The 23,705-nt window shown below is 65.7% G+C and carries 21 protein-coding genes; 2 read left to right on the plus strand and 19 right to left on the minus strand.

Annotation, left to right across the window (positions count from 1 at the left end):
• Positions 1-33: 33 nt before the first annotated feature.
• Both ESB00_RS02690 and ESB00_RS02695 read right to left on the minus strand, forming a co-directional pair.
• A complete protein-coding gene (locus ESB00_RS02690; protein ID WP_129046187.1) occupies positions 34-1,035 on the minus strand; it encodes an NADP-dependent oxidoreductase in 1,002 nt (333 codons plus the stop codon).
• A gap of 48 nt (positions 1,036-1,083) precedes the next feature.
• A complete protein-coding gene (locus tag ESB00_RS02695; protein ID WP_129046188.1) occupies positions 1,084-1,905 on the minus strand; it encodes an oxidoreductase in 822 nt (273 codons plus the stop codon).
• A gap of 147 nt (positions 1,906-2,052) precedes the next feature.
• On the opposite strand from ESB00_RS02695, the gene ESB00_RS02700 reads away from it, so the two are divergent.
• Positions 2,053-2,646 (plus strand): TetR/AcrR family transcriptional regulator, encoded by a 594-nt coding sequence (locus tag ESB00_RS02700; RefSeq protein WP_129046189.1) that lies wholly within the window; start codon positions 2,053-2,055, stop codon positions 2,644-2,646.
• Between the two features lie 80 nt (positions 2,647-2,726).
• On the opposite strand, the gene ESB00_RS02705 is transcribed toward ESB00_RS02700, so the two are convergent.
• From ESB00_RS02705 to ESB00_RS02760, 12 genes are all read right to left on the minus strand, one after another.
• Positions 2,727-4,832 (minus strand): protein-disulfide reductase DsbD family protein, encoded by a 2,106-nt coding sequence (locus ESB00_RS02705; protein ID WP_129046190.1) that lies wholly within the window; start codon positions 4,830-4,832, stop codon positions 2,727-2,729.
• A gap of 59 nt (positions 4,833-4,891) precedes the next feature.
• On the minus strand, positions 4,892-5,593 hold the full coding sequence (locus ESB00_RS02710) for a hypothetical protein (protein WP_129046191.1): 702 nt from the start codon (positions 5,591-5,593) through the stop codon (positions 4,892-4,894).
• Positions 5,594-5,683: 90 nt separating this feature from the next.
• A complete protein-coding gene (locus tag ESB00_RS02715; RefSeq protein WP_129046192.1) occupies positions 5,684-6,166 on the minus strand; it encodes a hypothetical protein in 483 nt (160 codons plus the stop codon).
• Positions 6,163-6,711 (minus strand): type 4a pilus biogenesis protein PilO, encoded by a 549-nt coding sequence (gene pilO / locus ESB00_RS02720; protein ID WP_129046193.1) that lies wholly within the window; start codon positions 6,709-6,711, stop codon positions 6,163-6,165. The genes ESB00_RS02715 and pilO overlap by 4 nt, the downstream gene beginning before the upstream one ends.
• Positions 6,708-8,336, minus strand: coding sequence for a hypothetical protein (locus ESB00_RS02725; protein WP_129046194.1), 1,629 nt, complete (start codon positions 8,334-8,336; stop codon positions 6,708-6,710). Before ESB00_RS02725 ends, pilO begins: the two co-directional genes overlap by 4 nt.
• Positions 8,337-8,563: 227 nt before the next feature.
• The gene (locus tag ESB00_RS02730; RefSeq protein WP_129046195.1) at positions 8,564-11,098 is read right to left on the minus strand and encodes a DUF7305 domain-containing protein; all 2,535 of its coding nucleotides are present in this window, start codon (positions 11,096-11,098) and stop codon (positions 8,564-8,566) included.
• On the minus strand, positions 11,098-11,676 hold the full coding sequence (locus ESB00_RS02735; protein WP_129046196.1) for a prepilin-type N-terminal cleavage/methylation domain-containing protein: 579 nt from the start codon (positions 11,674-11,676) through the stop codon (positions 11,098-11,100). The genes ESB00_RS02730 and ESB00_RS02735 overlap by 1 nt, the downstream gene beginning before the upstream one ends.
• A 15-nt stretch (positions 11,677-11,691) precedes the next feature.
• Positions 11,692-12,219 carry a type IV pilus modification PilV family protein gene (locus ESB00_RS02740; protein WP_129046197.1) on the minus strand — a complete coding sequence of 176 codons (528 nt, stop codon included), beginning with the start codon at positions 12,217-12,219 and terminating at the stop codon, positions 11,692-11,694.
• Positions 12,220-12,305: 86 nt separating this feature from the next.
• Entirely contained in the window at positions 12,306-12,800 is a 495-nt protein-coding gene (locus ESB00_RS02745; RefSeq protein ID WP_218938665.1) for a gluconokinase, read from the minus strand.
• 121 nt (positions 12,801-12,921) lie between these two features.
• Positions 12,922-13,743 carry a hypothetical protein gene (locus tag ESB00_RS02750; protein WP_129046198.1) on the minus strand — a complete coding sequence of 274 codons (822 nt, stop codon included), beginning with the start codon at positions 13,741-13,743 and terminating at the stop codon, positions 12,922-12,924.
• Positions 13,743-14,345 (minus strand): type II secretion system protein, encoded by a 603-nt coding sequence (locus tag ESB00_RS02755; protein ID WP_129046199.1) that lies wholly within the window; start codon positions 14,343-14,345, stop codon positions 13,743-13,745. The genes ESB00_RS02750 and ESB00_RS02755 overlap by 1 nt, the downstream gene beginning before the upstream one ends.
• A gap of 102 nt (positions 14,346-14,447) precedes the next feature.
• Positions 14,448-16,292 (minus strand): right-handed parallel beta-helix repeat-containing protein, encoded by a 1,845-nt coding sequence (locus tag ESB00_RS02760; RefSeq protein ID WP_129046200.1) that lies wholly within the window; start codon positions 16,290-16,292, stop codon positions 14,448-14,450.
• Positions 16,293-16,429: 137 nt separating this feature from the next.
• On the opposite strand from ESB00_RS02760, the gene ESB00_RS02765 reads away from it, so the two are divergent.
• On the plus strand, positions 16,430-17,569 hold the full coding sequence (locus tag ESB00_RS02765) for a hypothetical protein (RefSeq protein ID WP_129046201.1): 1,140 nt from the start codon (positions 16,430-16,432) through the stop codon (positions 17,567-17,569).
• Between the two features lie 129 nt (positions 17,570-17,698).
• Here ESB00_RS02765 and ESB00_RS02770 read toward each other — a convergent pair whose 3' ends face one another.
• The 5 genes from ESB00_RS02770 to ESB00_RS02790 form a co-directional block, all read right to left on the minus strand.
• Positions 17,699-18,643, minus strand: coding sequence for a ThuA domain-containing protein (locus ESB00_RS02770; protein ID WP_129046202.1), 945 nt, complete (start codon positions 18,641-18,643; stop codon positions 17,699-17,701).
• Between the two features lie 28 nt (positions 18,644-18,671).
• Positions 18,672-20,102 carry a GDSL-type esterase/lipase family protein gene (locus ESB00_RS02775; RefSeq protein ID WP_129046203.1) on the minus strand — a complete coding sequence of 477 codons (1,431 nt, stop codon included), beginning with the start codon at positions 20,100-20,102 and terminating at the stop codon, positions 18,672-18,674.
• Between the two features lie 89 nt (positions 20,103-20,191).
• Positions 20,192-21,019: a class I SAM-dependent methyltransferase gene (locus tag ESB00_RS02780; RefSeq protein ID WP_218938666.1), complete on the minus strand. Its 828-nt coding sequence runs from the start codon at positions 21,017-21,019 to the stop codon at positions 20,192-20,194.
• A gap of 62 nt (positions 21,020-21,081) precedes the next feature.
• Positions 21,082-21,996, minus strand: coding sequence for a DUF4337 family protein (locus tag ESB00_RS02785; protein WP_218938667.1), 915 nt, complete (start codon positions 21,994-21,996; stop codon positions 21,082-21,084).
• An 81-nt stretch (positions 21,997-22,077) separates the two neighbouring features.
• Entirely contained in the window at positions 22,078-23,616 is a 1,539-nt protein-coding gene (locus ESB00_RS02790; protein ID WP_129046205.1) for a hypothetical protein, read from the minus strand.
• Positions 23,617-23,705 lie beyond the last annotated feature (89 nt).

Genomic DNA, 23,705 nt, shown 5'->3' on the forward strand with positions numbered 1-23,705 from the left:
TCCGACCGCTTCAGCGCCAGCACCACGGCCCTGTCACCGCAGCTGCACCACGACCTTTCCCTTGGCCCGGCCCTTTTCGAGGTAGGCCAAGGCCTCCTTCGCCTGATCGAAGGAGAACACCCGGTCGATCACCGGCCGGATCTTGCCCGCTTCGAGCAGCGCGCCAATCTCCGCGAGCTGCCGGCCGTCCGGATGCACGAAGAGGAAGGAATACGCCGCGCCTATTTTGGCCGCTTGGCGGATCAGGCCCCGGCTCAGCAATCCGAACACGGCCTTCATCAAGAAATTCATGCCGCGGGAGCGCGCGAACGCGGCGTCGGGCGGACCGATCAGCGAGACGATGCGGCTGTTCGATTTCAGAATGCGAAGGGATTTCTTCAGCGCGTCGCCTTTGACGGTGCCGAGCACGACATCGTAGTCCCGCAGCACCTCCTCGAATTCCTGTTTCTTGTAGTCGATCACTTCGTCGGCGCCGAGGTTGCGGACCAGACCCACGTTGCCCGTGCTCGTGGTCGTGCCGACCCTGGCCCCGAGGTGCTTGGCGAGTTGGATCGCGAACGTGCCAATGCCGCCGGAGCCGGCGGGGATGAACACTTTTTGGCCGGGCTGGACCCGCGCCCGCTCCTTGAGCGCCTGCCACGCCGTCAACCCGACCATGGGGATCGAGGCCGCCTGCACAAAGTCCAGGTTCGACGGTTTCAGCGCCGCCGCGCTCTCGGGCACGACCGCGAATTCGGCGAGAGAGCCGGTGCCCAGGTCGAAGATGCTGGCGAAGACGGCATCGCCGACCTTGAAGCGGGTCACGCGGCTGCCCACCTCCGCCACGACGCCGGCGAGATCGCTGCCCAGCGCGGTCGGGAGATCGAAATGGAGGATCGGTTTGAACTCTCCTTTCGGAATCATGGTGTCGATCGGGTTCAAGCCGACGGCGTGGACGCGAACGAGAATCTCGTCGGGCTTGATCGCGGGTCGGGCAATTTCGGCGAACGCGATCTCGGCCGGTTTGCCATATTTTCTTAGGATAAGTGCTTTCATGATGTTGCTCGGCTTTGGCTTGATGAGAGGGAACGCGGGATCGGGGAATCAGTTCAGAGCAGACTCCTTGCGAATGGCGCGGTCGAACAGGGCGGTCGGAGCAAACCGGCGCAGGCGGCTCAAAAGCACGCCCTGGCCGACCGGATAACGGAGCCGGGGCGCCGCCGCGGTCGCCGCCCGCCAGACGGTCTCGGCCACGAGCTGCGGATCGTCGCCATGCTTGACGCCGTTCGCCACCACCTCGTGCATGCGCTGCCGGTGAACGGCGTAGGCCTCGAGCCGGGTTTGGGCCGCCTTCTCGTTCTGGTTGATGTTGCTCTTGGTGTAGGCGGGCTGGACCAGCACCGCGCGCACCCCGAATTGCCGCACCTCATGATCCAGGGTCTCGGTGTAGCCCTCGAGCGCGTGCTTGCTGGCGGTGTAGATGCCCATGAACGGGGCGGGCATGAAACCAACCACGGAGCTGATGTTGATGATGCGACCCCGCCCGGCTTGCCGCATTCCCGGGAGCACGGCGTTGGTCACCCGTAGCACGCCAAAGAAGTTGGTTTCAAACTGGTCGCGCGCTTCCGCGACGCTCGTTTCTTCCAGCGCCCCGGTGAGACCGTAACCGGCGTTGTTCACCAGCATCTCAATGGGGCCCGCTTTCTGCACGATCTCTTGGATCGCGTCGCTGACGGAGGCGTCGTCCGTCACGTCCATGCGGACGAACTCAACGCCGGGGACCGGGCTGGCGGATTTCAGGTTGCGGGCGGTGCCGAAGACGCGGGCGCCGCGCTGCGCGAGGTGCCGCGCGATCTCCCGGCCGATGCCGGAGGAAGCTCCGGTGACGAGGGTGACTTTGCCGGTGAGGGCGGAGGAATGGTGCATGGGTTGAGTGATTGAGTGTTTCGCTTTCCACCGGAGAGGCGGGAGGTGGTGCGTATAGATGATGACCATAATCTAAGCGTCAAGCATTTTAGATGATGATTGACATCTTTGTCTGCAGGAGCCTTGTTCTCGCTGGAGATTCCGAAAATGAAAGTCACCAAAACACAGGCACTTGAGAACCGCGCGCGCATCGTCGAGACCGCTTCAACTCTCTTCCGTGAGCGCGGTTACGACGGCGTGAGCGTGGCGGACTTGATGGCGGCGGCAGGGTTCACCCATGGCGGATTCTACAAGCACTTCGCGTCCAAGGCCGACCTGATGGCGGAAGCGGCAGCGAGCGGCTTTGCCAAGTCGGCGGCCAATCTCGCGGGCAACGATGCCGCCTCGTTTGTGCAGGAATACCTGTCCCGGCCGCACCGGGATGCGCTGGGTCACGGCTGCACTTTCGCGGCGCTGTCCGGCGATGCCGCGCGCCAGCCTGAATCGATCAAGCAGGCCTTCGCCGACGGAATTGAAAATCAACTGGCGATCCTGGCGCGCGAAGAAGACTCCCTGAGTGAAAGCGCCAAACGGGAAGCGCGCGCCAAGCGGATCGACACCCTCGCGCATGTCGTCGGCGCGCTCGTGTTGTCGCGAGCCTGCCCGGACGACTCACCGTTGGCGGATGAGATTCTGGAGGTCTGCCGCACCGCGGTTCTCGGGCAGCTGGACCGAAAAGTTGAAGGGCCGAACGGAGGTTAAGTCAGACCCGAGCGGGGATGGCTCACTTTATCGATTACTGAACGAAATTCTCGAACGGCGCACCCGGTGGGCACGCTCTCCTAGTCGGGTTTTGTCAATGCTTCCAACACCGTTCCAGGCGTGAGCAGCTCGGGGAGAATGATGGGCTCGGCTGAGCCTCTGTAGACCAGGTTGAAGGGCACGGCGGAGCGGTTCCACTTTGCGAGTTCGGCGGTGATCGTCGCATCCTTGCTGGTCCAGTCGGCCTTGAGGAGGAGCACGTTGCGTTTCTCCAGCTCAGCCAGCACGGCGGCGGAAGTGAAGACCGCGGCCTTGTTGGTCTGGCAGGTGGCGCACCAGCGGGCGGTGAAGTCCACGTAGATGGTGCGACCGGCGGCACGCGCAGATGCCACGGCGGCAGGGCTCCAGGATTCCCATTTGACGACGTAACCCGAGGCGGTGGCGGGTGCGGCTTCGGCGGGTTTCGGCCAGCCGAGCCAAACGCCGCCCAATAGCAAGGCGGCGGCCACGACGCGGGCGGCGGGCTTGGGCCAGCGGCCATAGACCCAGGCCGCCATCGCGACGAGCACGAGGCCGAAGAAAATAAACAGCAGGGCGTTGTCGTTGTCCTTGGTTTGCGCAGCCAGCACCCAGAGCAGCGCCCCGACCGTGGCGTAGAGCGGGAAGGCCATGAGCTGCTTGAAGGTCTCCATCCACGCGCCGGGGCGGGGCAGGAGTTTCACGGCCGCGGGAAACGCAGACAGCAGCAGGTAGGGTGCGGAGAGGCCGAGGCCGATGGCGGTGAACACGAGGATGGATTCGACCGCCGCGAGCGAAAGCGCGGCGCCGAGCGCAGGGGCGAGGAACGGCGCGCTGCACGGCGTGGCGACGAGCGTGGCGAGGATGCCGGTGAAGAAGGAGCCGCCGTAGCCGGACTGCATCTGGAGTTTGCCCCCGACGCCGGTGGCCGAGAGACCGATCTCGAAGAGCCCGCTGAGGTTGAGCGCGAAGACGAGCAGGAAGGCCGTCATGCCGAACACAAAAGCCGGGGACTGGAGCTGGAAGCCCCAGCCCAGCTGGGCGCCGCCGGTGCGCAGCACGAGCAGCAGGCCCGCGAGGGCCCAGAACGACAGCAGCACACCCGCGGTAAACACAAGGCCGTGGGCGATGATCTTGCCGCGGTCGCTGCCGGCCTGGTTGACGAAGCCAAGCACCTTGATGCCGAGCACAGGGAAGACGCAGGGCATGAGGTTGAGGATGAGGCCACCGGCCAGCGCCAGCGCCAGCGTGCCGAGCAGGCCGGTGACCGGCGCAGCAGAAACCTGAGACTTGAAACCTGTAACCTGAGCAGCGGCCGCGGGGGCGCCGAGGGCGACGTCGAAGGTGGCGCCCTGCGAGGGGGTGGTGCCGCCCCAGCCGTTTTTCGCCGTGATAACACCGGCAAGGCGCGTGGCGGCGGCATCGCCTTCCTTGGCGGCGGCGAGAGTGAAAACGTAGCTGCCGTTTTCCTCGCGGATTTGCTGCGGCGCGGCGTAGTCGATCAACCCGGCGCGGTCGAAAAGATGCAGGTCCTGCGGGCGGTGCGTGGTGCCGGCGGCGGGCGTGAGGCGGACGGTGAAGATGGCGCCGTCGCGCGCGGCCGTGAGGCTCCAGCCGGCGAGCGGGCGCGGCAGGTCGGCGTAGGCGTTGTTGAACACGCGCGCCACGCTCAGGTTGGGGGCGGGAGCCTCGGCCTTCACGGGCAGCGTGAGTTCCAGCTTGGCGTCGCCGGGCATGCAGACCTCGGCGCACATGAGCCAGTCGGCGACGGCGTGCAGGGTGACTTCCGTTCCGGGCGAAAGGGTGGCCGGCGGCGTGATCTCGACGAAGAGAAACGTTTCGTCCTCGTAGCCGTGGCCGGTGACGTTGCCCTTGGTGTCTTTCACCACGTGTGGCACGGGCCACTGGATGTCTCCGGCCTTGAAGCCTTCGGGCAGTTTCCAATTCAACGAGGTGGGATAGCCGGTGCCCGGGTTGATCCAGTAAGTGTGCCAGTGTTCTTCGTGGGTGAGGCGCAGCGCGACCAGGAAGGGTTTCCCGGGCTGGATCGAGGCGTCGTGGGAGACGAGTTCGGCGGTCACGGCGCCCTTTTTGACCGGACCCGGGGCCGCGGTGAGCAGGCCGGGCAGCAACAGGAGGCAGGCGAGCAGGGCGCGCAGAAGATTCATCGGACCGTGAGAGTAGGCGGCGCGGCCTTTATTTCAAACGCCGAGATGGAACGGCAAAATCAGGCCCGGCGAAGGTTCTGCCGGGCGGTGAGGTGGCTGAAGAGCATGGACCAGAAGCAGAGCACGATGTTAAACAGCGGCATCTGCAGCGGCGAGGGCAGTGAATAGACACAGGCCGTTACCGGGATCCAGAGAAACCAGACGGCGATCAGCACGGGCAGCACGCTGCGGTAATACCAGCGGCCCGCGCGCAGGTTCTCCCACACGGGAGCCCAGCGAAATCCGGCGTCTTTCCACGCGAAGCACAGGTTGCCCACGGGGGCCGCATAGAACGGGTTGAAGCCAAACTGGTCGGTGAGCACCTTGCGCACGACGGTGCCGGCATCGTTTCCGTCGCCATAAATCCGGGAGAGGATGCGATACCACAGGTCCACCTCCGCGCCTTTCCAGGCCCAGAACAGCATGAAGAAGGCAACCATCGGCCAGGGGTTGGCCGCGCGGGTGGCGGGATTAAGGCGCAGGAAAAGAAAGGGCAGGAGTCCGCCGCAAACCGCCGTGCTGACCGCCGAGAACGCATAGCCGCCCGCCGCCTGCCAGTGGCCGAGTTGCGCAAAGAGGTCCGCCATCGCCGGCACGAAATAATAGGCCAGCACCACGGCCACAGCCGCGCCTTGCAGCACGAGGCCGGGCAGGAACAGGGCCCGCAGGCTGTGCAGGCCGGCCTGCCAGGGGGCTTCCTCAACTCGGTCGGCGGTGGACATGGAAACGGCGAGCAGGAGGGCTGCGCCGTCGCAGGGCGAGCGGGAAATCCGGACGGTCGTGCGGACAGTCGGCCGGTCGCGACGGGCCGCTCAGTTCGGCAGCTTCACCGTCAGCGTGCTCTGGTTGTAGCCAAAGGTGACCTCGGAGTCGCCGATGAGCACCAGCCGGATGTAGTAAACCGTATCGCCGCCGGCGCGCAGCGGCACCAGATCGGCCTCCTTGTAAGAGGCGGAATTGATCAGCAGGTGGGTGACGCCGCCGCGTTGCACCAGGCCGCTGATGCGCAGGCGGGCAACCGCGAAAGCCAGGATCTGGTCGTCGTCCAAAGTGGTGGGAATCGGCACGGGCTCGACCGGAATCTCCGTGGTCACCGAAACAGGTGCGGCGGACATCAGCACGGTAAAGGGGTTGGCGGGCTTTTCCGGCAGAGCCGTGGGTTGCAGCCGCGGGGACAGCAGCGTGGCGATCTTGGCCTTGAGGTCGCCGAAGCGGTCGGCGTTGCCCTGACCCAGGCTGCGGAGCGGCAGGGCGAAGAGGGCGAGTCCCGTCAGCAGGAAATGGATCGTTCTCATGGGCGTCCGAGCATTTCGATGGTGAGGTCGGCGGTGAGGGCCTCGGCACCGGATTGGCTGAAGCGGTAGGTTTTCAGACGCACCAGACGCGGACCGGTTTCCAAGGCGTGGAGATAGCCGAGAATCTGCGCATAGGAGCCAGAAAGCCGGAGAGAGAAGGGGATGGCGAGGAAGTCCGTCTCGTTGGCCGGCGGCTGCGAACTGAGCTGCGACAGGTTGGTCAGCTTCACGCGGGTGGTCTTCTCGATCTGGTAGAAGTAGTCGAGATTGCCGGCGAGGTCGGATTCAGTCGCGAGGTTGGCGTCGATGTAAGCAAGCGCTTTGGCCGCCTCGGCGGACTGCGCCTCGATGCGCGGGTGGCTGCTGAGGGACAGGAGCATCTTCTCGCCTTCCTGGCGCGTGCGTTCGCTCTCGACGGCGAGGTTGCCCCAGCGGCCCCAGAGAAACACATCGGCAATACCCAGCACCACGAGGAGCACGATGCTCACGGCCGCCACGAGATTGCGGCGGGCGGCGGCGAGCAGGGCCTGCAGGAAGGCGTTCACGGTTTCGCCTCCTTCAGCCTGAAGGTGAGCTCGAAGTCAAAGGTGTCGGCCTCTTCGCGGCGGCTGAAAGTGGTGAGGCCGATGCTCGCGAAACGGGCGCCGATGAGCGGATCCTTGAGCATCTGCTGGCGGCACTGGTCGAGGATGATCTTCGCCCGGTCCGACGGCTCGCGCAGGATGCCGCGCAGCACAAGCCCGGTCGGCAGCGAGTCGAGACTCTCGATCTGCATGCTCGCCGGGCGGTTGTGGCCGAGGGCCATCAGAAGTTCGGAGAGCCGATAGGGCGCGGCCATGAGCCCGTAGGCGGAATCGATCCGGCCGGCCGCGCTGGTCAGGATGCGGGTGTCGGCCTCGAGGGCGTTGACCTGGCCCTTGTTGTCGGCGATGCGCTGCTGCCAGCCGGCGATTTCGCTTTCAAGCGTGCGGCCGAGATAGACGAGCCAGAAGGTGAAGACAACGGCGGCGACCGCGAGCGTGGCCGCGATGGCGTTGGTGATGAACCGGCGCCGCACGAGGTCCCCGCTCGGGAGCGCGGCCGAGATGCGGCAGTCCACCCGCCAGGGGCCTTGGTAAACGGCCTCGGGCTTCGGGGCGGTGGCGGCGGAGGTTCCCTCGGGCTGGGCCACGAGGCTGAGGGCGCCGAGCCAGTGCTGTCCGAGGGGCTTGACGCCTTCGGCGGGGGTGATGCCGACGGCAGACTGCCAGGCGGCGCAGTCCAGAACGTAGGGCGTGCGGCCGATCACCTGGGCCAGCGGTTCGGCGATCCAGGACAAGGCCGGCGGCAGGTAGGCGCAGTAGATTTCGCCCACGGGCTGGCCGGTGGTCATTTCATACGAATCCACCAGCGGCTTGAGATCTCGGCCGATGGCGCGCACGAACTTCGAGGCGCGCAGCAGAAGTTCGTCGTCGGCCAATTGCAGGCGATCGCGGATGGCGTCGGCCTGGTCGAGGTTGAACTCGCGGCGGGCGGCCTGGACGATCGAGGCGAAACCATGGCGCACCGGCGCGGGCGTGTGCACGCCTTCCTTGCCGATGACATAGGCGGTGGTGTGCTCCTGCTCGATGACGACCACGACCACGGCGCGTTTTTCAGAAGCACGTTTCTGCTGGTCGGCAATGGCGCCCAGCAGGGGCAGGATGCCCATTTCCAGGCGGTAGGGCAGGAGCCGCTGGTCCAGCAGCTGTTGCTGCATCAGCTGCACGTTGCTGTGCGAGACACCGCAGACGAGCACCGGCCGCTGCGTGCCCTCGGCGGCAACCTGTTCACCCTCCAGCGGGCTCAGCGTGAGGAGTTTCCACGCGGAGGGATTCTCGATTTTGTATTGCTCGCGAACGAGCTCGGGCAGGTAGGCCGGATCCGCCAGGCGGCGCGGCACCACGCTCTCACGTTGCAACAAGGCTTCCGGCGGCACGAAGCTGGCGATGGCCGGCAGCCAGGAGGTCTGTTTTTCAAAATTGGTCTCGAGCCAGGCCCGCAGGCCTTCGTCATCGCCCCGTTCAAATTCCGCGGCCATCTCGATCGTGACCGGGCCGCTGTCGGGCCGGTCAATGCCCGCCGCCAGGATCTGGTAGGGGTTGACCTCAATGAGGAGGCTGTGGCGGGAGTTGCGGGTGTTGAAAAGCACGTCGGGGTGACTTCAGCCACTATTGGGCAAGTTCCTGCGGCGTCAAGGTATCCGCCATGCGTGGAAATACGGGGGAGGGGACCAAGGACAGAGGACGAGGGGCTGAGGACGACCAACGACGAGGGACAGCGGGCTGGGGATTTGGTGAGACTGGGCCGGAGATTCTTCCGGTAGTGAGTCTCTGGTCTTTTGGTCCACGGTCGTTGGTCTCGGTGCAAAAGGCGACGTCAGGGCATGGTGGCTTGCTCGGTGGCGGGTAGCTCGCGCCATTCCGTGACGGTCCAGGGCTGGTCCACCCCGCCAAAGGTGGCGTAGCGCAGGGAGGTGTCGTAATGGACGTTCAGGTTTGCGCCACTGTAGGTGATGTTGTTGGCCGAGACGGCTCCGTAAATCTGGGCGTTGTTGTTGTCGTTGAAGTAGCCATTATTGCTTTGGCTGTAGGGGATGTAAATTACTCCGTAGAGGGGATTAACGCCCTCGCTATAATAGTGCATCGAGTTGGAGTCCGTGTCGCAGATGATGATCAGGGATTTCGGGTCGGTCGTGGCATTCAGGATACCCTCGCTCCCGGCATCCGCCCGAAAGGTTCCGGCGACATGAATCTCGGCGGAGCCGCGGCTGGTGATGTCAATCCGGCCCGTCGAGCCCGATTGGGTCAGGAGCAGATCTCCGTCGATGTAGAGAATGACCGGACCGTTGATGCGCAGGTTGGTGACGGTGCTGTTGCCGATGGTCAGGTCGCCGTCGTAATAGTAACGTGCGGGGGTGATGGCACCCGGAGTGCCGATGTTGATGGTGGCAGCCAGGGCGAGCGCGGTTCCTTTGGGCGTGTTGGACCAGTTGTTGGCCAAACCGTCGGCCCCGCCCGGCAGGGTGCTGAATTGCGGAATGTAAGGACTGCGACTGACGCGGGATTTGTCCACTTTGGGCGAGGGGGTGGCGGAAGAGCCCTTGACGATCACCGAGGTGCCCAAGGCCATGAGCGGTGCATAAGGTGCAGTGGTGGCGGCAGGTGCAGCGACGTAACCCTGGATCGTCGGACTGGAGAGGGTGATCGCCGTGCCGGAGGTGTTGCCGGCGGCAACCACGGCCGAATAGTTGGTGGCGGTGTCGAGCTGCGAGGCATAGGTGCCCAGGGTGGAGTCGTAGCTGTCCACCGTGCCTCCGCTGTTCGCACTGATGCTGCCGGTGGCGGCCAGGGCGTTGGGAAAGAGGGGTGCCGGGGCGATCAGCGCACGGAGCTGGGTGCGTTGGGCGGGACTGCTGCCGAAGGTGATGGTGGCCTCGGCATAGACGACCGGTGCGCCGGTGGTGATGCCCCAGGAGTTGCTCCAGGCCGCGGTCCAAAAAGCGGTGTCGTTGGGCGCCTTGTTGGTATTCGCGCTGGTGCACCGATACCATACTCCGCCGTAGCACCGATACGCCCCCGCGGAGTAATTCGTCGTCGAATTCCAAGTGTAGTTGGAGTCGGTGGTGTTGGCCCCGATCCAGTGGCTGTTGTCCGAGTCGGTGGCCGGATCCTGCGCGGTGTTGTTGTTCTGCAGGCTCAGATACCACACCCCGTTGCGGCGCACCGTGTCGTATTGGCTGAATCGCTCGCCCGGACTCCAGTCGGGTGAGTAGCGCGGGGTGTTGCTCCAGTAGGTGGTGTTCGTCGGTTGGATCGAGGTGCTGCTCGTGTGGGCGCGAAGGCAGCGATACCACTGTCCGCTGTAGAAGGCGACATCCCCCTTGTTGTATTTCAGGCCGCTGGAGCTCCAGACCCACATGTTTGATTGCAGGGCCCAGCGCGAGGTGTCGGCCCCCGGATTGCTGTAGCTGGACCCTGCATTGGTGGGAGTCGCGGAGATGTAGCGATACCAGAGGTTGTTGTAATTCACCAAATCGTTGTAGCTGTAGACGAGGCCGGTGTTGCGCCAGCGCCATGAAATGGGCGGCGCAGCGTCCCATCCTCCGGAATTCCAGCGATACCAGGTGCCGAACCAGTTGACCACCGCGTCCTGGACGCCGCTGATGCCCGAGGTGCTGTCCTTGTTGACGGCATTTATCCTGACCCAATTCGCATTGGGCGGGGCGGAATTCGTGTTCGAGCTGCTGCAACGATACCAATAGCCCGCATGGAACACCATGTCCTGCGACGAGTAGGTGGTGCTGCTGTCCCAGAGGCTGGGCACGAATTCGGGAACCCAGTAGTGGCTGATGTCTCCGATGGGTTGGATATTGCTGTGCGTCTGGAGGCAGCGATACCAAATCCCGCTGCGCTCGACCAAGTCGCCGGGTGCATAGTTTTTCGAACTGCTCCAGGTCGCGCCCACCACATCGGCGTCGTAGTTGTCCACGCGCAGCTTGAGCTGCGCCGTGGCGCCTTGGCCGAATTTGTCGGCGGGGAAGGTCATCGTGGCGGTGGCGCGCTTGTTCGTGGTGTCGAGCGTCCAGTTCACGCTGATGCCGCCGCTGCTCCAGTCGTCCCAGTTGTGCTGGTTGAAGGCGCGCATCGCCTCCTCGAGGCCGGCTTCGGCGAGTTGTTTGCTCACGCTCGCCTGGAACGAGCGGTTGCTCAGCTGCATGGCGCGCGTGCAGATGGCGATGTAGCTCGCCAGCGAAATGCCCAGCACCGCGACGAAGCAGAGGGCCACGAGGGTGACCGTGCCGCGGGTGGAGCCGGGGCCGGGGTTTGACCGCCGAGCGCCGGTGCGAGCATCGGCCGCCGCCCGCCGCCGGTCCTTTCCGCTCCTTGGGTGGTTGTTGCGGCCAGGCATCATCAGGGGAGGAGGCTCCGGTTGCGGAGGAGCACGCGGCTGGAGGCGACTTTTTGGACCAGGGTGCGGGTGCCGTTGGCGGCCACGCCCGTCTGCGTGCTGAACTCAAGGGCGAGTTGCTTGATGCCGGGCAGATAGTCGGTGTAGCTGGTGTATTCGTAGCCGGAGGCGTCGTAGTAGCGTAACGTGAACCCGTTATTGACGATGTTGCGCAGCAGGGTTTGGGCGTTCCCGACGGAGGGTGTGCGCACCAACGTGCCGTTGCCGCCGGCGTCGTTGGTGAAGGTGTAGGTGACCGTGGTGGCCGCCCCGGTGGCGCTGGGGATGATCAGCCGCACCGTGCTCGCGCTCAAGGTGGCGCTCGTGTCGATGCCGGTGGCCAGCTGCACATCCTTGGAAAATGTGTCGAGCGTGCGGCGCGACTCCGTCTCCAAGGTCTGTTGGTTGACGAGCCGGTTCAGGCCGCGGCCGAGGTAAATGTAACTGGACAGCACCGCGGCCATGACGGCGGCCGAGAGCGTCGCGCCGACGAGCAGTTCGACGAGGGTAAAGCCTTGGGAGCTGGATTTGTGGCGGGTCACACCGGTGGGTGGCGATCAGCGCTGGATGCTGTTGTTGAGGCCGTATTTTCCGAAGAAGGCCGTGGTTTTGCGCGTGTAGGTGCGGCTCGCGGAGGTCGGGCGGTAAAAGGCGATTTGGTCAAACCAGCTGCCTGAAGGGGTGGTGGCGGCGGCGGTGCTTCCGCTCTTGGTCCAAATGAGCGTGAGGGTGACTTCCTTGAGGTCGGTGGTCACATTGCTGGTGGTGCGCGACAACGTCATGCTGGAAGCAGTCAGGCCGCAGGAGGACAGCGCATCGTCAAAACGGCTGTCGATGGTCATTGCCGTGGGCCCGGCGGCATAGCCGCTGACGGTGGCATAGGGCAGCAGGCGCATTTTCCCAACCTCGTGCTCCAGGATCTGCGCGGCCAAAGTCTGACGACGGGCGGTCGCCATCATCTCGGAACCGACGGTGATGGCCTGGATCATGCCCATGAATGCCACCACCAGGATGACGGAGGCCATCATTACTTCGATGATGGTGAAACCGTTTGCGGCGGATTTTCGGGGGCGGCGGAGGGACATCGGACGCTCCCAAAAGTGCAGCCGGACGAAGCGGGCGCAAGCGCGCTTGCGTCCCGGTGGCCACGCCGGGTGGGCCGACTGTCTCCTCACAGTGTCAAACGTCGGCGAATTTCCGCGACCAGTTCGGCCGGCGAACGGGCGATGTCGAGGGTGAGGGCGTCGGCCGGCGCTTCGAGGGTGGCCAGCTGGCTGGCGAGCATCTCGGGTTTCATGTAGTGGCCAGCGCGGCCCTGGATGCGGGCGAGCAGGAGGGCAGGATCGCCTGTGAGGTGGACGAGCGCGACTTCCTTCAATCCATCGAGCAGGATGCGGCGGTAGGCTGCCTTGAGGGCCGAGCAGGTGAAGACGGCGGGCCGGCCGGAAGCGAGCGCGGTGTCCATGGCGGCGCGAATGGCGGCCAGCCACGGCGCCCGGTCCGTGTCATCGAGCGGGATGCCGCGGGCCATCTTGTCCTTGTTTGCCGCGCTATGGAAATCGTCGGCCTCGTGGTAGGCCCAGCCGAGGTCCGCGGCTAATTGCCGGCCGAGGGTCGTCTTGCCGGAGCCGGCGACGCCCATGAGAAGGATGAGACGAACGGACATGGGACCAAAGTAACAAGTGCCAGGTGACAAGTATCAAGAAAACGAACCGAGTGGCGCGATAGAAGGCATGGTTCCTGTTACTTGGAAACTTGATCCTTGATACTTCCGGGGCTACGCCCGGTTATCGGACCACGCGCTTGTAAACCTGGCCGTAGAGGGTCACGGAGTCGGCGTCGTTGATCATCATCAGGTAGGGGTCGCTGGTGACGAGGGCCGGCTTGCCGTCCTGCGTCGCGCCGCGGGCCGTGCGGATGATTTCCTCGGCGATGGACTGGTCGGGGCCGAACTTGGCGATGCGCAGGGTGCCGGCGTTGTCGATGATGAGGCGGCGGTCGCCGGGTTGCGTGCCGGTGTGATACTGGCCGGCGACCCGGCCGAGCAGGCTGACGGCCTCGGTTGCGCCCATGAGCTTGTAGGTGGGGGCAAAGGAGCGCGTCGGCTTGAAGAGCAGCCACAGGCCGGCGCCCACGAACGAGAAGCTGACCAGCGCGAGCAGAGCGATCTTGGCCCAATCCGGGAAACCCGCGCCACCGCCGGACTCGCGCCGGCTGGAGGGGCGCAACGGGATCGCGGTCGGCGGCCGATCAAACAAGCGGGGATTTTCCACCGAGCGGGTGACCGGCAGGGCCTGCCCCGTGATGGTGCCCATGATGTAGGCCACGCTGTGCTCTTCGCCTCGCAGGGTGGCTTCGTGACCGGAGAAGCAAAGCCGCCGGTAACGTGTCCTGATGATGAACACCTCGCGGTCCGTCTTCACGCGGAGCTCGGGGCTGGAGGGTTCGTAAATGCTCAGGCGGGCGGCGAGCTCTTCGAGAGCGTGCAGCAGGTTGTCCAACTGCTCGGCAGTGGCGGCCTGGATGACTTCGTCGGGATACTGCAGACCGGCCGCCTTCGCGCCGGGCGCGAGGTGGTGCAGGGTGACACTGTAGGTGGTCGCGGCCATCAGGGTTCCAAAATGAAGAGGGGGCAATCGCCGAAGCCCCGACGGAAGTTGCCGGTTTCGAGATTACCGTCGTCCAGCACGGTATCGATTTCTTCCATCAGGTCGGCATCGATCACCAGCGGGGCTTCCCCGGTGCCGGTGATGGCCAACGCGGCCCGCCAGCGGCCGCCGGGGCTGGTGCCGCCGGGATGGATCTGGTTGTTTTCCCAGTCGAACTTGCCGCCCATGGGTGTCGCCCGGGACCAGAACTGCGCCTGCAGCTCCTGCTGGTTGATGCCCGTGGGGACGACACCGGGAGCGGCCTCGGCCGGCCAGGAGCCTTTTTCGTGGGCAAAAGCCTGGAAGGCGCCGCCGAAGACGCGGAAATCGTTGGCCACCGACGCGGCCCGGGCCTTGCGTTGAATGCGCTGGTAGGCGGGCACCGAGGCGGCAAAGAGCATGCTGATGATGAGCACGGCCACCATGAGCTCCACGACGCTGAACGCCCGCTGGCCAGCGCGCGGCAAGCGCTGGCGGCCGATCAAGCGGCTGGGGCGGGACAACTCGGTCATCGCCCGCATCTTCGGCGGATGGTCAGGCAACTGGCAAGGGGGAATCGGCATCAAGGCCGAGGGAAATGGGCAGAGGAAAGAAACAAGAAACCGGGGCGAGGGCACCCCGGCTCCATGGAATCCCTCGGACGGTGGGAAGACCGACCCTGCGGGTCAGTTCTGATACGCGCCGGGAACGTAGCCGTCTTGGGCGGGCCAGCCGAGGAGCTTGGCGACCTCGGCGGGGAGGGGGGCCTTGACCGGCAGTGCGCGCGCGGGTTGGTAGTTTCGCAGCTCGGGACTTTGCACCACCGCGTTGGGTGCGAGGGGCAGCAGCACGCTGTTTTTCTCGAAGCGGGACAGCTTGGCCGTGAGTTCGGCGGGTGCCATGAGCATGAACTGGTTGGTTTCGCCGGCACCGGGACTCCAGGCGATCAGCGCGGCACTCAGGTTTTGGATCAGCGCGGTGTTCATGTCCTCGGCGCCCTTGGCGTTGCCGGCCGGCGCCGGGGCGGCGGGCCGGGCATACACGTTGAAGTCCACGGCGTCGAAAGCCGGCTCCTTCAGGCGGTCCTTCAGGGCCGGGTGCTGGTCGGCGCGGAGCAGCGGAGCGGTGAACCTGGCGTCGGCGAGCATCAGGTTGCCCGTGAAAACGTGGCTGTGGCGCTCGTGGACATCAGGGCCGGTGGACGGATGCCAGCCGAAGTGGTCGCCCTGGGCGCTGCGCGTGTCCCGCTGGAAGGAGGCGGGCGCATTGAAAAACGTGTTGTGGTAAACCTTCGCGCCGGAGCTGTTGAGGATGCGGATGCCGTTCTGGCAGTTCTTGAAGACGTTGCCGGCGACGATGACGTTCTTGGAGATCTCCCAGAAGAAGCCGTCGAGGCAGTTCTCGACCCAGTTGTTGATGAACACGCCGTCCACGTTGCCGACGTCATACCACAGGCCGTTGGAGTGCGGGTTGTCGATGATGAGGTTGTCGCGGCAGACGACGCGGTAGGACTGGTTGAAGATCTTCACCGCCGACGGGTAGTAGCCGGTGATCTGCTCGATGTTGTTTCGGGTGAAGATGTTTTTCTCGAGCAGGCAATCCGCCGAATCGATGAGGTAGACGCCCTCGGTCGAGGTGTCGCTGATGAGGCAGTGGCGGAAGGTGGTGCGGTCCCCGCGGAAATAGCCGGCCACGCGGGAGCAGTGGGTGATGGTGGTGTGCTCGATGGTGGTGCCGACGACCTCTTTGCCGAAGTTGGCGGGGTCATCGAGTTTCTGCGGTTCGGTGCCCTCGACCTCGAGCGCACGGTAGGCGTACTGCGTGATCGTGAGTCCGCGCATGGTGTAGCCCTTGCGGTCGGACTGCTTGCCGTGAACCTCGCGGGTCGTGCGCGTCAGGAAGCCGTCGAAAGCCGTGATCTCAATCGTGCGGCCCGTGGGGTCGAACTTGATGAAGACGTAGCCGCCCTCGTAGTCGACGGCGTAGGAGTCGGCGTCGAGCTCGCCTTCCCAGCCCTTCGAGGCGAGCGGCTTGCCGTCCACGAAGACCATGTCGTTGTTAAATTTGTGGAGCGGGGTGCGCATGCCCTCGCGGTTGCGGCGCCACCAGTCGGCGGGTTTTTGCGGGAAGAGCGTGGACCACTTGGCGCGCCAGACGCCGTCGCGCAGGGATTCCCACTTGTCGGCGACCAGGGTGCCCTTGATGACGGGTTGCTCATCCTTGTAGGGCTGGATCGTGATGCCTTGGTTGAGAAACAGGCCGCCCGTGCGGTAGGTGCCGCCGCGCAGGATGATGGCGTCGCCAGTCACGACCTTGGCGAGGGCGGCTTCGAGGGTGGCGGGTGCCTCGAGCGTGCCGGCGGCGTCGGCCTTGCCTTCGGGGGCCACGAAATAGACCCGTTTCGCGTCCTTCGGCACCTCGTAGGTCTGCGGCAACGGGCCGTAGGGACCGCCGGATGGCTGGGCGAAAAGCGCGGAGGCGGACAGGACGGCGAAGGCGGCGACGAGCCAGGGGCGGAAGCTGAATTTCATGGGGTGGTTGGGAGAATTCATCGCTAGGCAGCCGAGGGCAAAGCGCAAACCGCCGCGCCGCGCTAACACTGGAACGAAGCCCCCTGCCTCCAGTTTGATGCAGACAACCCGGTGACCCTCGGCCAGCTTCGCCGTCCATGGAGCCCGAAGAGTTGGAGCAATGCCGGACCCTGCTGGGCGTGGCGGCGGGAGCGTCGCTCGACGACATTGAGCGGGCTTTCATGCGGAAGAACTTCTCCCTCATCAAGGGGCGCACCGGCGCGGCCGACGAAGCGCCGCCGCCGGACCTCGCGCTGCAGAAGCAGCAGGTGCGCGCGGCTTACGAGAAACTCGTGGCGCACGCGCGGGCGCAGGCCGCCTCCGGTGGCGGGATGCATCCGCCTCGCGCCGACCGGGGTGGAGACACCCCGGTTCCAGGCAGCCCTCCGGTGGTCAAGACCCTCCTGACTCCGCCCGTCGTGACGCCCCGCGACCCGGCGGACGACGAGTTCATCCTCTTTCGCTTCGACGACTGGAAGGTGAACACCTTCGTGCCGCCGCTGCTGATCCTGCTGGTCGGGCTGGTGCATCTGACGCCGCTGAAGATGCTGCTCACGGGCTTCCATGTCTGGATGCATGAGTTTGGCCACTCGACGGCGGCATGGCTGTGCGGCTGGCGGGCCACACCGCTGCCCATTGGTTGGACGCCGGTGGAGCAGGTGCACTCGAACTTTGTTTATGGCGGCGTGCTGCTGTTGTTCGGCCTCCTCTTCGCCGCCGGATGGAAGGAGCGCAAGGTATGGCCGATGCTCGCTGCGGTCGCGCTGAGCGGGCTGCAATTCTACATGACGTGGAAGCTGCCCGAAAAGCAGAAGGAGTTTTGGATGGTCTTCGGCGGCATCGGCGGGGAGTTCTACCTCAGCACGCTCCTCATGATGTCGTTCTGGGTGCAGCTGCCCGAGAAATTCAAGTGGGGCATGTGCCGCTACGTCTTCTTCCTGATCGGGGCGACCGCGCTGCTGAACATCTGGCTGCACTGGCGCGATGTCTATCGCGGCATCGAGGAGATTCCGTTTGGCACGCTGATCCAGGGCGAGGAGGACGCGGGCGGCGACATGAACCGCCTGATGGACGACTACGGTTGGAAGAAGTTCACCATCCGCCGCACCTACTACGTGCTCGGCTGGAGCTGTTGGATCGCGCTGGGCGCGATGTGGCTGCTCTTCGCGCTGCGCCTCAACCGCGTGGCCGACTGGGTGGTCGGGAAGTTTGGCGCAGGGAAGGCGGAGACAGTATGAGTTGCGAGTGGCCGCGGACCACTCAGTCCCCGGCGGCCGCGGATTCAGCGTGGCTACAACCAGCCGTTCTGCGGGCAGCCCGCCGGCGGGCGCGCATGGGTCGAGCGCAAGCGCGCTGACCCGCAGGATTTATTCCGCGCGCAAGGAGGTCTGCGTTTCGGTCGGGAAATCCGCCGGCACGGCCTGCGTCACGCGACCGGTTGCGGCCCACTCGGTGCCGCGCTGCAGCGTGACAACGTGGCCGACACAGACCAACGGCTTGAAGGGCGGCTGCTCGTTGGGTCCGACATGACCGAGTGTCGTGTGAAACACGCGACCCCGGCCGTATCGGATCGTCATGAGCATGGGCTCATGTTCGCCGGAGGACTTCGGGAACTTCGTCTGGTCGGCCTTGGCGGTGGCGAGGATCTCCACGTTCTTTGCCGGGCCGCGCAGCTGGCTGTAGATTTCGTCGTCGGCATGCAGCCAGGCGGCGGGGAGGCCTTGCATGATCGGATGATCCGTCGCGCGGGTCACGATGGTGAAATCATGGCGCGGCGGATGGCCGGCCCGGCCGGGCGAATGGTCGTGGACTTGCTGGCCGTCGCGCCAGCGGAGCTTGGGGCCCCAGCTCTCGTCGCGGGCGCCGACGTTGCCGTCGGGTTTCAGGCCCCAGCCGCCGATGCCGATCATCTCGTTCCACTCCGGCCAGAAGGGAAAGGCGTTGTCGGTGTCGTGGATGACCACGAGGCCGCCGCCGTTCTTCATGTAGGCGGTGAAGGCCTCGCGCGTGGCGGCGGGCCAGTCGTCGCCCTCGTAGATCACCACGACCGCCGCGTAGGGCGAGAAGTCCGGCGCGAAGCCGGACATGTCCTGCCCGCGGGCCGGCGTGGTGACGACGTCCACGGTGAAGAGGCCGGTGGCCTCCAGCTGCTTTTTCACCAACGGGCTGCTCTTGGTCCAATCGTGGTATTTCGACGACTGGCCGGTGAGCAGCATGAGCTTGTGGGCGGGGGCGGCGGTCATGAGCGATCCGGCGTTGAAGGCGAGAAAAAGCAGGAGGCCCGCCCGGAGGGCGGAGAAGCAGTGTTTCATGAGTGGGGTAAGAAGCGGAAAAAGCAGCTCACGGCAACGCCATCACGCGGATGCGGCGGTATTCCATCTGGCCACGGTCGCCCTCGAGGCCGAGCGGGCCCGACTCGGGGAGTTTCATGGCCTCGACGAGCACCTCGCCGTTGCAAGTGGCGCGGGCCACGCCGTCCTTCACCGCGACCTCGATGTCGTTCCAGTCGAGCGGGCGGTAGTGCTGGAGTTTGAACGGACCGGCGAGGCCGTAGTCGCGGCACTGGAGCTGCGGGCCGCGCAGGTAGATGCCGCTGTCGGTGTTGGGCGTGGCCCGGAACTGGAGGCGCAGCACGAAATTCTTCGGCAGGTCCGCGGTGGTCCAGAGCTGCTGGACGCGGCGTCCGCCCGGTGGCGTGGTGACGATGAGCCGCCCGGCCTTGGCGGCAAAGCGTCCGTCGGGACTGACCTTGAGACCATCGAGCGTGGCGGCCTCCTTCACGACCGGCCACTCGGCCGCGTCGGCCGAGCTACGTTGCCAGCCGAGCGCGGACTTGATGTCCTCGGGTGTGGTCGGGCGGTAGCCCCAACCGGTGAGGTCGTGGCCGTTGAAGAGGCTCACGAAGTCGTTCTCGATGGTGAAATTGTCGTTGTCGCGGTCGAGGTAGCCGAGCGTGGCGAAGACCGGGCGCAACGCGGCGGCCCATTTGGCGTAACCGTCGTTGTTGGGATGGAGCAGGTCGGGGAACAGCTCGACCGGTGCATCGTTGTCCGGGCCGGCAAAAAGTTTCCAGGTATCAAGGACGATGACCTGCGGCTGGTCGGCGGTGAGTTCGTTGATCAGCTGATTGATTCGGCGGATCAGGTGCGCCGGGCGGTTCTTCTGGTGCGAGCTGGGCATCACCTGGCAGATGACGACGGGCATGGCGGCGTTGTGCTCGCGCAGGCGGTCCACGATCTGCCGGATGTTGCTGGCGACGACCCAGGGGTTGCCGCCCTTTTCGTCGAGGTCGTTGGTGCCGATGAGCAGCACCACGCAGGCGGGGTTGAGGGCGATTACGTCTTCCTGCAGGCGGACGAGCACGCCGCGGGTGGTGTCGCCGCTGATGCCGCGGTTCACCGCGCGCAGTTCGGGGAAGGCGTTGTCGAAGTTGTCGTGCCAGCCCTGCGTGATGGAGTCGCCAAGGAAGACGATGGTGCGCTGGTCCTGCTCGACGCGGCCGGCCCAGCGGGTGCGGCGCTCGCGCCAGAGATTCTTGAACCAGTCGTAGCGGCGGACGGGCCCGATGCCCGGCAGACCTTCGTCGGTGGCGGGCACTTCGAAGCGCGCCGCGCTGGGCGCGGGTGCGGACGGTGCGGACGTGGCCGGCGTGGCGGCGGCGGGAGCGGCGGCGTTCTTTTCAACCGGTGCAGAGGTGCAGCCGGCAAGCAGGAGCGCCGCGAAGGCGATCCCTTGCGACAGGCTCAGGGCGGAGAGGGCGGGGGTGCGCATGGGGTGGAGAGTCGAGGGGCCATCAAACACACGAAACACTCGAAAGCCAGTATCGGGTCGGGCTAACGTGGGACGGCCCAGGTCCAACCTCATGGGCTTTTTCGAAACACAAAGCGGTGATACTGCATCTTCCGTGCGCGGAAGCCGCTGTGCATCTGGCCGCCGACGAGGCCGGCGAATTCGCCGAAGAGGTGGCGGAAACGGGCCGGGATGAACTCGGCGATGAGCGCGCGCTTGCGGGCATCGTCGGCTTCCATCGCGTCGGCCACGGCGGCGGTGATGTCTTCGACGGCCACTCGCTCCCAACCCGGCGCGGCGAGCGCGGCATGCCAGGCGGGCACATCCTCGGCGGCGCGAAAATCGGTGTAGAGGAACACGCCGCCGGGGCGCAGCACGCGCGCGACCTCGGCGTAGAACTTGGCCACGTGGCCGTAGCAGTGGCTGCTCTCGACATTGAGCACGGCGTCGAAGCTCGCATTGGCGAAGGGCAGGTTCTCCGCGTCGCCGACCACGAAGGCGAGGTTGGTCACGCCGGCGTGGCGTTTCTGGCAGAGCGCCACGGCCTGTGGGGAAAAATCCGCGCCGGTGACCTTTGCCGGGTGATGGTAGCGCGCGACGAAACTCGCCCCGCCGCCGCGACCGGAGCCGACCTCAAGCACCTCCTTGCCGGCGAGGGGCGCCCCGGAAGCCACGCGGTGATAGAGCTGGATGCAGAGCCGGTCGGCTTCGTCCTCCTTCGCCAAGCGCACGGAGGACAAATCCGCCTGGCCGTCGCGGGTTTCGACGAACCCGTAGTTCATGAACGTCCAGTCGCCGGCGGTGTAGCGTTTCGCCAGGCGGCCATACCACCAGCGCCAGAGCAGGCGCCGCAACCACGGGGAGGATTCGAGCAGGAACACCGCAAGGCGGATGAGCATCCGTCCAGCTTTCCAGGAAAATTCCGGGCTGGCGAGCCCGGGTTCCTCCACCCGTTGCCGGATCAGAGATACAGGAACACGTAGGCGGCGAAGGTCACCGCCCCGAGGCCGGCGGCCGCGGCGAGCGACCAGAGCAGGTTGCGCTGCCGGGCGGCCATGGCGAAGGTCGCGATGATCACCGCGGCCTGCGCGCCCAGCATGCCGTAGAAGAACCGCAGGCTGCGGAGGTGATGCCGCTCGGCCTGGAGGTTGCTTTGGCGGACCTGCACCTCATGGAGGTTGGCCACGGCGCGGTTCAACACGGCTTCGGCGTCGTAACGCATCGCCGAGTAACCCAGCCGCAGCCGGGCGAAGTCGCGCCGCAGGCCGGCCGCGCCGGAGGCATCGATGGCTTCACCGAGCCGGTCGCCGCCGGTCACGACGGGTCGGAGTCGTTCGTCGAACGCGCGTACGTCGGCCTGGGCGGCGCGGATGGCGGCGCTGACGAGAGCCGGTTTGACGGCGTTGAGCCGCGGCACGAGTTCGGCCTCGGGCCGGCCTTCTTCCAGGCCTTGCAAAATCGCCTGCACCTCGGCGGGCGGCGCGCTGGGCTGTGCAACCTCGGGCAGCCGGCCCGACAAGAGCACCGCGAGCGCGGCCTGCACCCCCTCGGGTTCGGGGAGCGTGGCGGCGAACGCGCGCAGGGCGGCGGCGTCGGGCTGCGCGGTGCCGGCGCTGAACTGGACGGCATCGAGCGTGCCGAGCTGAATCGCGCTGCGCAGGCGCTTGGCCTGGAAGAAGGCCCACTGGTCGCCCGCTTTCGACTGCTGCTGGGCGGCCAGGGCGCGGGCATATTGCGCCTTGGTCATCTCGCTGTTCGACAGACCGGCCAGCAGGGTGGCGATGACGGTCATGACCACGGGGGTCGCGCCGAGCACTTTGCCCCATTTGGATGCGGGCAGGTCGGCTTTCAGGGTTTCGGGTATGGCCGTGCTCATGGCGGTGATGCTGCCCGCGCGGGTGGCAACGGCGAGGGGAAATCCCACGCGAAAACGCCGGACTGAAAAGTCCGGCGCGGATCAATAGGCGGCTTGCAACCGCTGCTGCTCGAGATCGCGCAGGGCGGCGTTGAAAAGCAGGCGGCGCTGCGCGGGCGAGAGGCCCGGGGTGAGCACGGCGGTGCGGTAGTCGGCGAAGCGGTGCCAGTTCTCGCGGTCGAGGTAGGACTGCACCAGGCTTTCGGTCAGCTCCTGCACACCGGGTGCCTGTCGTGGGTCGAGCGTGGCGTGGTAGTTTTGAATCGCCTTGGCCGCTTCTTCCCCGGCGGCCAGGAGTTTGCGCTGCGTCTCGGCCAGCCATTCGTTTGCCTCCCGCAGCCGGTGGTTCTGCTGGCTGCGCTTTCCCGCTTTCGGGGCTGCGTCCGTCCCGGCGGGCTCGAGTTCGATGGTGGGAACGTCGTTTGCCGAGCCCAGCCTGAACCGGGATGGGGCAAATCGACGGTTCATTTCTAGAAGCAGCTGGGCGGTCCGGTCTTGAAACCGACGGTTCCGGTCCCGGAGTTCACCGGCAAGGCGGAGGACCTCAGGGGGATGCCCGCTGTCGGCCGGGGCCTTCAGCCCGGGATTTTTTGCCAGGGCCAACCGGATTTCCTCCGCCAGGCGATCGAGCTCAGCGAATCGGTTGGCCTGTTGCTCGGCCAGGCGGGCATGGAGCTTGCGAGCTGCCGCGCGCGATATTTTCGGAGGGAGTTCCAGCGCGGATTGAACCAGTTGCTCCGCCAGTTCCCGGCGCAGCTGCTGAAAGGATGCCCAGTGCGCGTTCAGCTGTGCATCATCGGAATGCTGCCAGCGGATCCGGGCGGATGCCGGGAGGAAAAACGAAGGCCGGACCCGGGTGGCGGGATCAGGCGCGGTTGAGTTCTCATGGGCCACAGACTCCAACAGCTGGCGCTGTTCGATCGACAGCCCCGGCATATAGTGCGCCCCGCGCAGGGCGGCGTAGTAGGTCCGCAACCGGGTCGCCTCGTCCGGCGTGAGGCTCTTCCTTTCCTTCATCAACGCGCGGCCATCATCGAGGTAGTTGAATTCCTCCCGCGTGCCTTCGGCTTCCGCCTCCAGGTCGCGCAAAGCCTTGGCTTGGGCGGCCGCAAAAACGGCGAGTTCGGCTCGCTGCTGTTCCGGGGTCAGCGATGTGACGGCGGCCAGTTTGGCGCGGAGCTCCGCGACAAGTTCATCGCGAGACTCTGCATAGCGTGAAGCGCGGTAGAATTGATGCCAGTCGTTGAGGCCGGCGAAGGCGGAATTGCCGCAGGCCATGAAGAATGGCTCACCGGCGTAGGTGGCGAGAAAGTCGGGGTAGGCACCGACCGGCTCCGCTGGGCCGAGACCATGCAGCACGGGCGGCAGCACGGGCGGAAACACGAGATCATGCTGCGAACCCGCGGATTTCGCCAGCCACGGCTCCTCCCAGAACCTCCGGACCATGTCCCGCGTGAGACTCTCCATGTGCGCGCGTTGCTCGATGCCACGTGTCCGGATGTCTTCTCGCTGAATGGAGTCCCTCAGTTCCTTGTCGCGCGCGGCGATGTCCGCGGGGATGGATTGCTGGGCGGTGGCCACGGAGCAGGTCAGCCCCAGCAGCAAAATCGCACTGAGGTGACGGAGAATTCCAATCGCAAACGGGCGTGCGGGGGTAGCGCAGGAAGATT

It is taken from the genome of Oleiharenicola lentus (assembly GCF_004118375.1).
GTDB classification, from domain to species: Bacteria; Verrucomicrobiota; Verrucomicrobiia; order Opitutales; family Opitutaceae; genus Lacunisphaera; species Lacunisphaera lenta.

Excerpts from the sequence above, each read along its gene's own strand:
- ESB00_RS02690 (WP_129046187.1), bottom strand. The coding sequence starts at position 1,035 with ATGAAAGCACTTATCCTAAGAAAATATGGCAAACCGGCCGAGATCGCG.
- ESB00_RS02695 (WP_129046188.1), bottom strand. The coding sequence starts at position 1,905 with ATGCACCATTCCTCCGCCCTCACCGGCAAAGTCACCCTCGTCACCGGA.
- ESB00_RS02700 (WP_129046189.1), top strand. The coding sequence starts at position 2,053 with ATGAAAGTCACCAAAACACAGGCACTTGAGAACCGCGCGCGCATCGTC.
- ESB00_RS02705 (WP_129046190.1), bottom strand. The coding sequence starts at position 4,832 with ATGAATCTTCTGCGCGCCCTGCTCGCCTGCCTCCTGTTGCTGCCCGGC.
- ESB00_RS02710 (WP_129046191.1), bottom strand. The coding sequence starts at position 5,593 with ATGTCCACCGCCGACCGAGTTGAGGAAGCCCCCTGGCAGGCCGGCCTG.
- ESB00_RS02715 (WP_129046192.1), bottom strand. The coding sequence starts at position 6,166 with ATGAGAACGATCCATTTCCTGCTGACGGGACTCGCCCTCTTCGCCCTG.
- ESB00_RS02730 (WP_129046195.1), bottom strand. The coding sequence starts at position 11,098 with ATGATGCCTGGCCGCAACAACCACCCAAGGAGCGGAAAGGACCGGCGG.
- ESB00_RS02740 (WP_129046197.1), bottom strand. The coding sequence starts at position 12,219 with ATGTCCCTCCGCCGCCCCCGAAAATCCGCCGCAAACGGTTTCACCATC.
- ESB00_RS02745 (WP_218938665.1), bottom strand. The coding sequence starts at position 12,800 with ATGTCCGTTCGTCTCATCCTTCTCATGGGCGTCGCCGGCTCCGGCAAG.
- ESB00_RS02750 (WP_129046198.1), bottom strand. The coding sequence starts at position 13,743 with ATGGCCGCGACCACCTACAGTGTCACCCTGCACCACCTCGCGCCCGGC.
- ESB00_RS02755 (WP_129046199.1), bottom strand. The coding sequence starts at position 14,345 with ATGCCGATTCCCCCTTGCCAGTTGCCTGACCATCCGCCGAAGATGCGG.
- ESB00_RS02760 (WP_129046200.1), bottom strand. The coding sequence starts at position 16,292 with ATGAAATTCAGCTTCCGCCCCTGGCTCGTCGCCGCCTTCGCCGTCCTG.
- ESB00_RS02765 (WP_129046201.1), top strand. The coding sequence starts at position 16,430 with ATGGAGCCCGAAGAGTTGGAGCAATGCCGGACCCTGCTGGGCGTGGCG.
- ESB00_RS02770 (WP_129046202.1), bottom strand. The coding sequence starts at position 18,643 with ATGAAACACTGCTTCTCCGCCCTCCGGGCGGGCCTCCTGCTTTTTCTC.
- ESB00_RS02775 (WP_129046203.1), bottom strand. The coding sequence starts at position 20,102 with ATGCGCACCCCCGCCCTCTCCGCCCTGAGCCTGTCGCAAGGGATCGCC.
- ESB00_RS02780 (WP_218938666.1), bottom strand. The coding sequence starts at position 21,019 with ATGCTCATCCGCCTTGCGGTGTTCCTGCTCGAATCCTCCCCGTGGTTG.
- ESB00_RS02785 (WP_218938667.1), bottom strand. The coding sequence starts at position 21,996 with ATGAGCACGGCCATACCCGAAACCCTGAAAGCCGACCTGCCCGCATCC.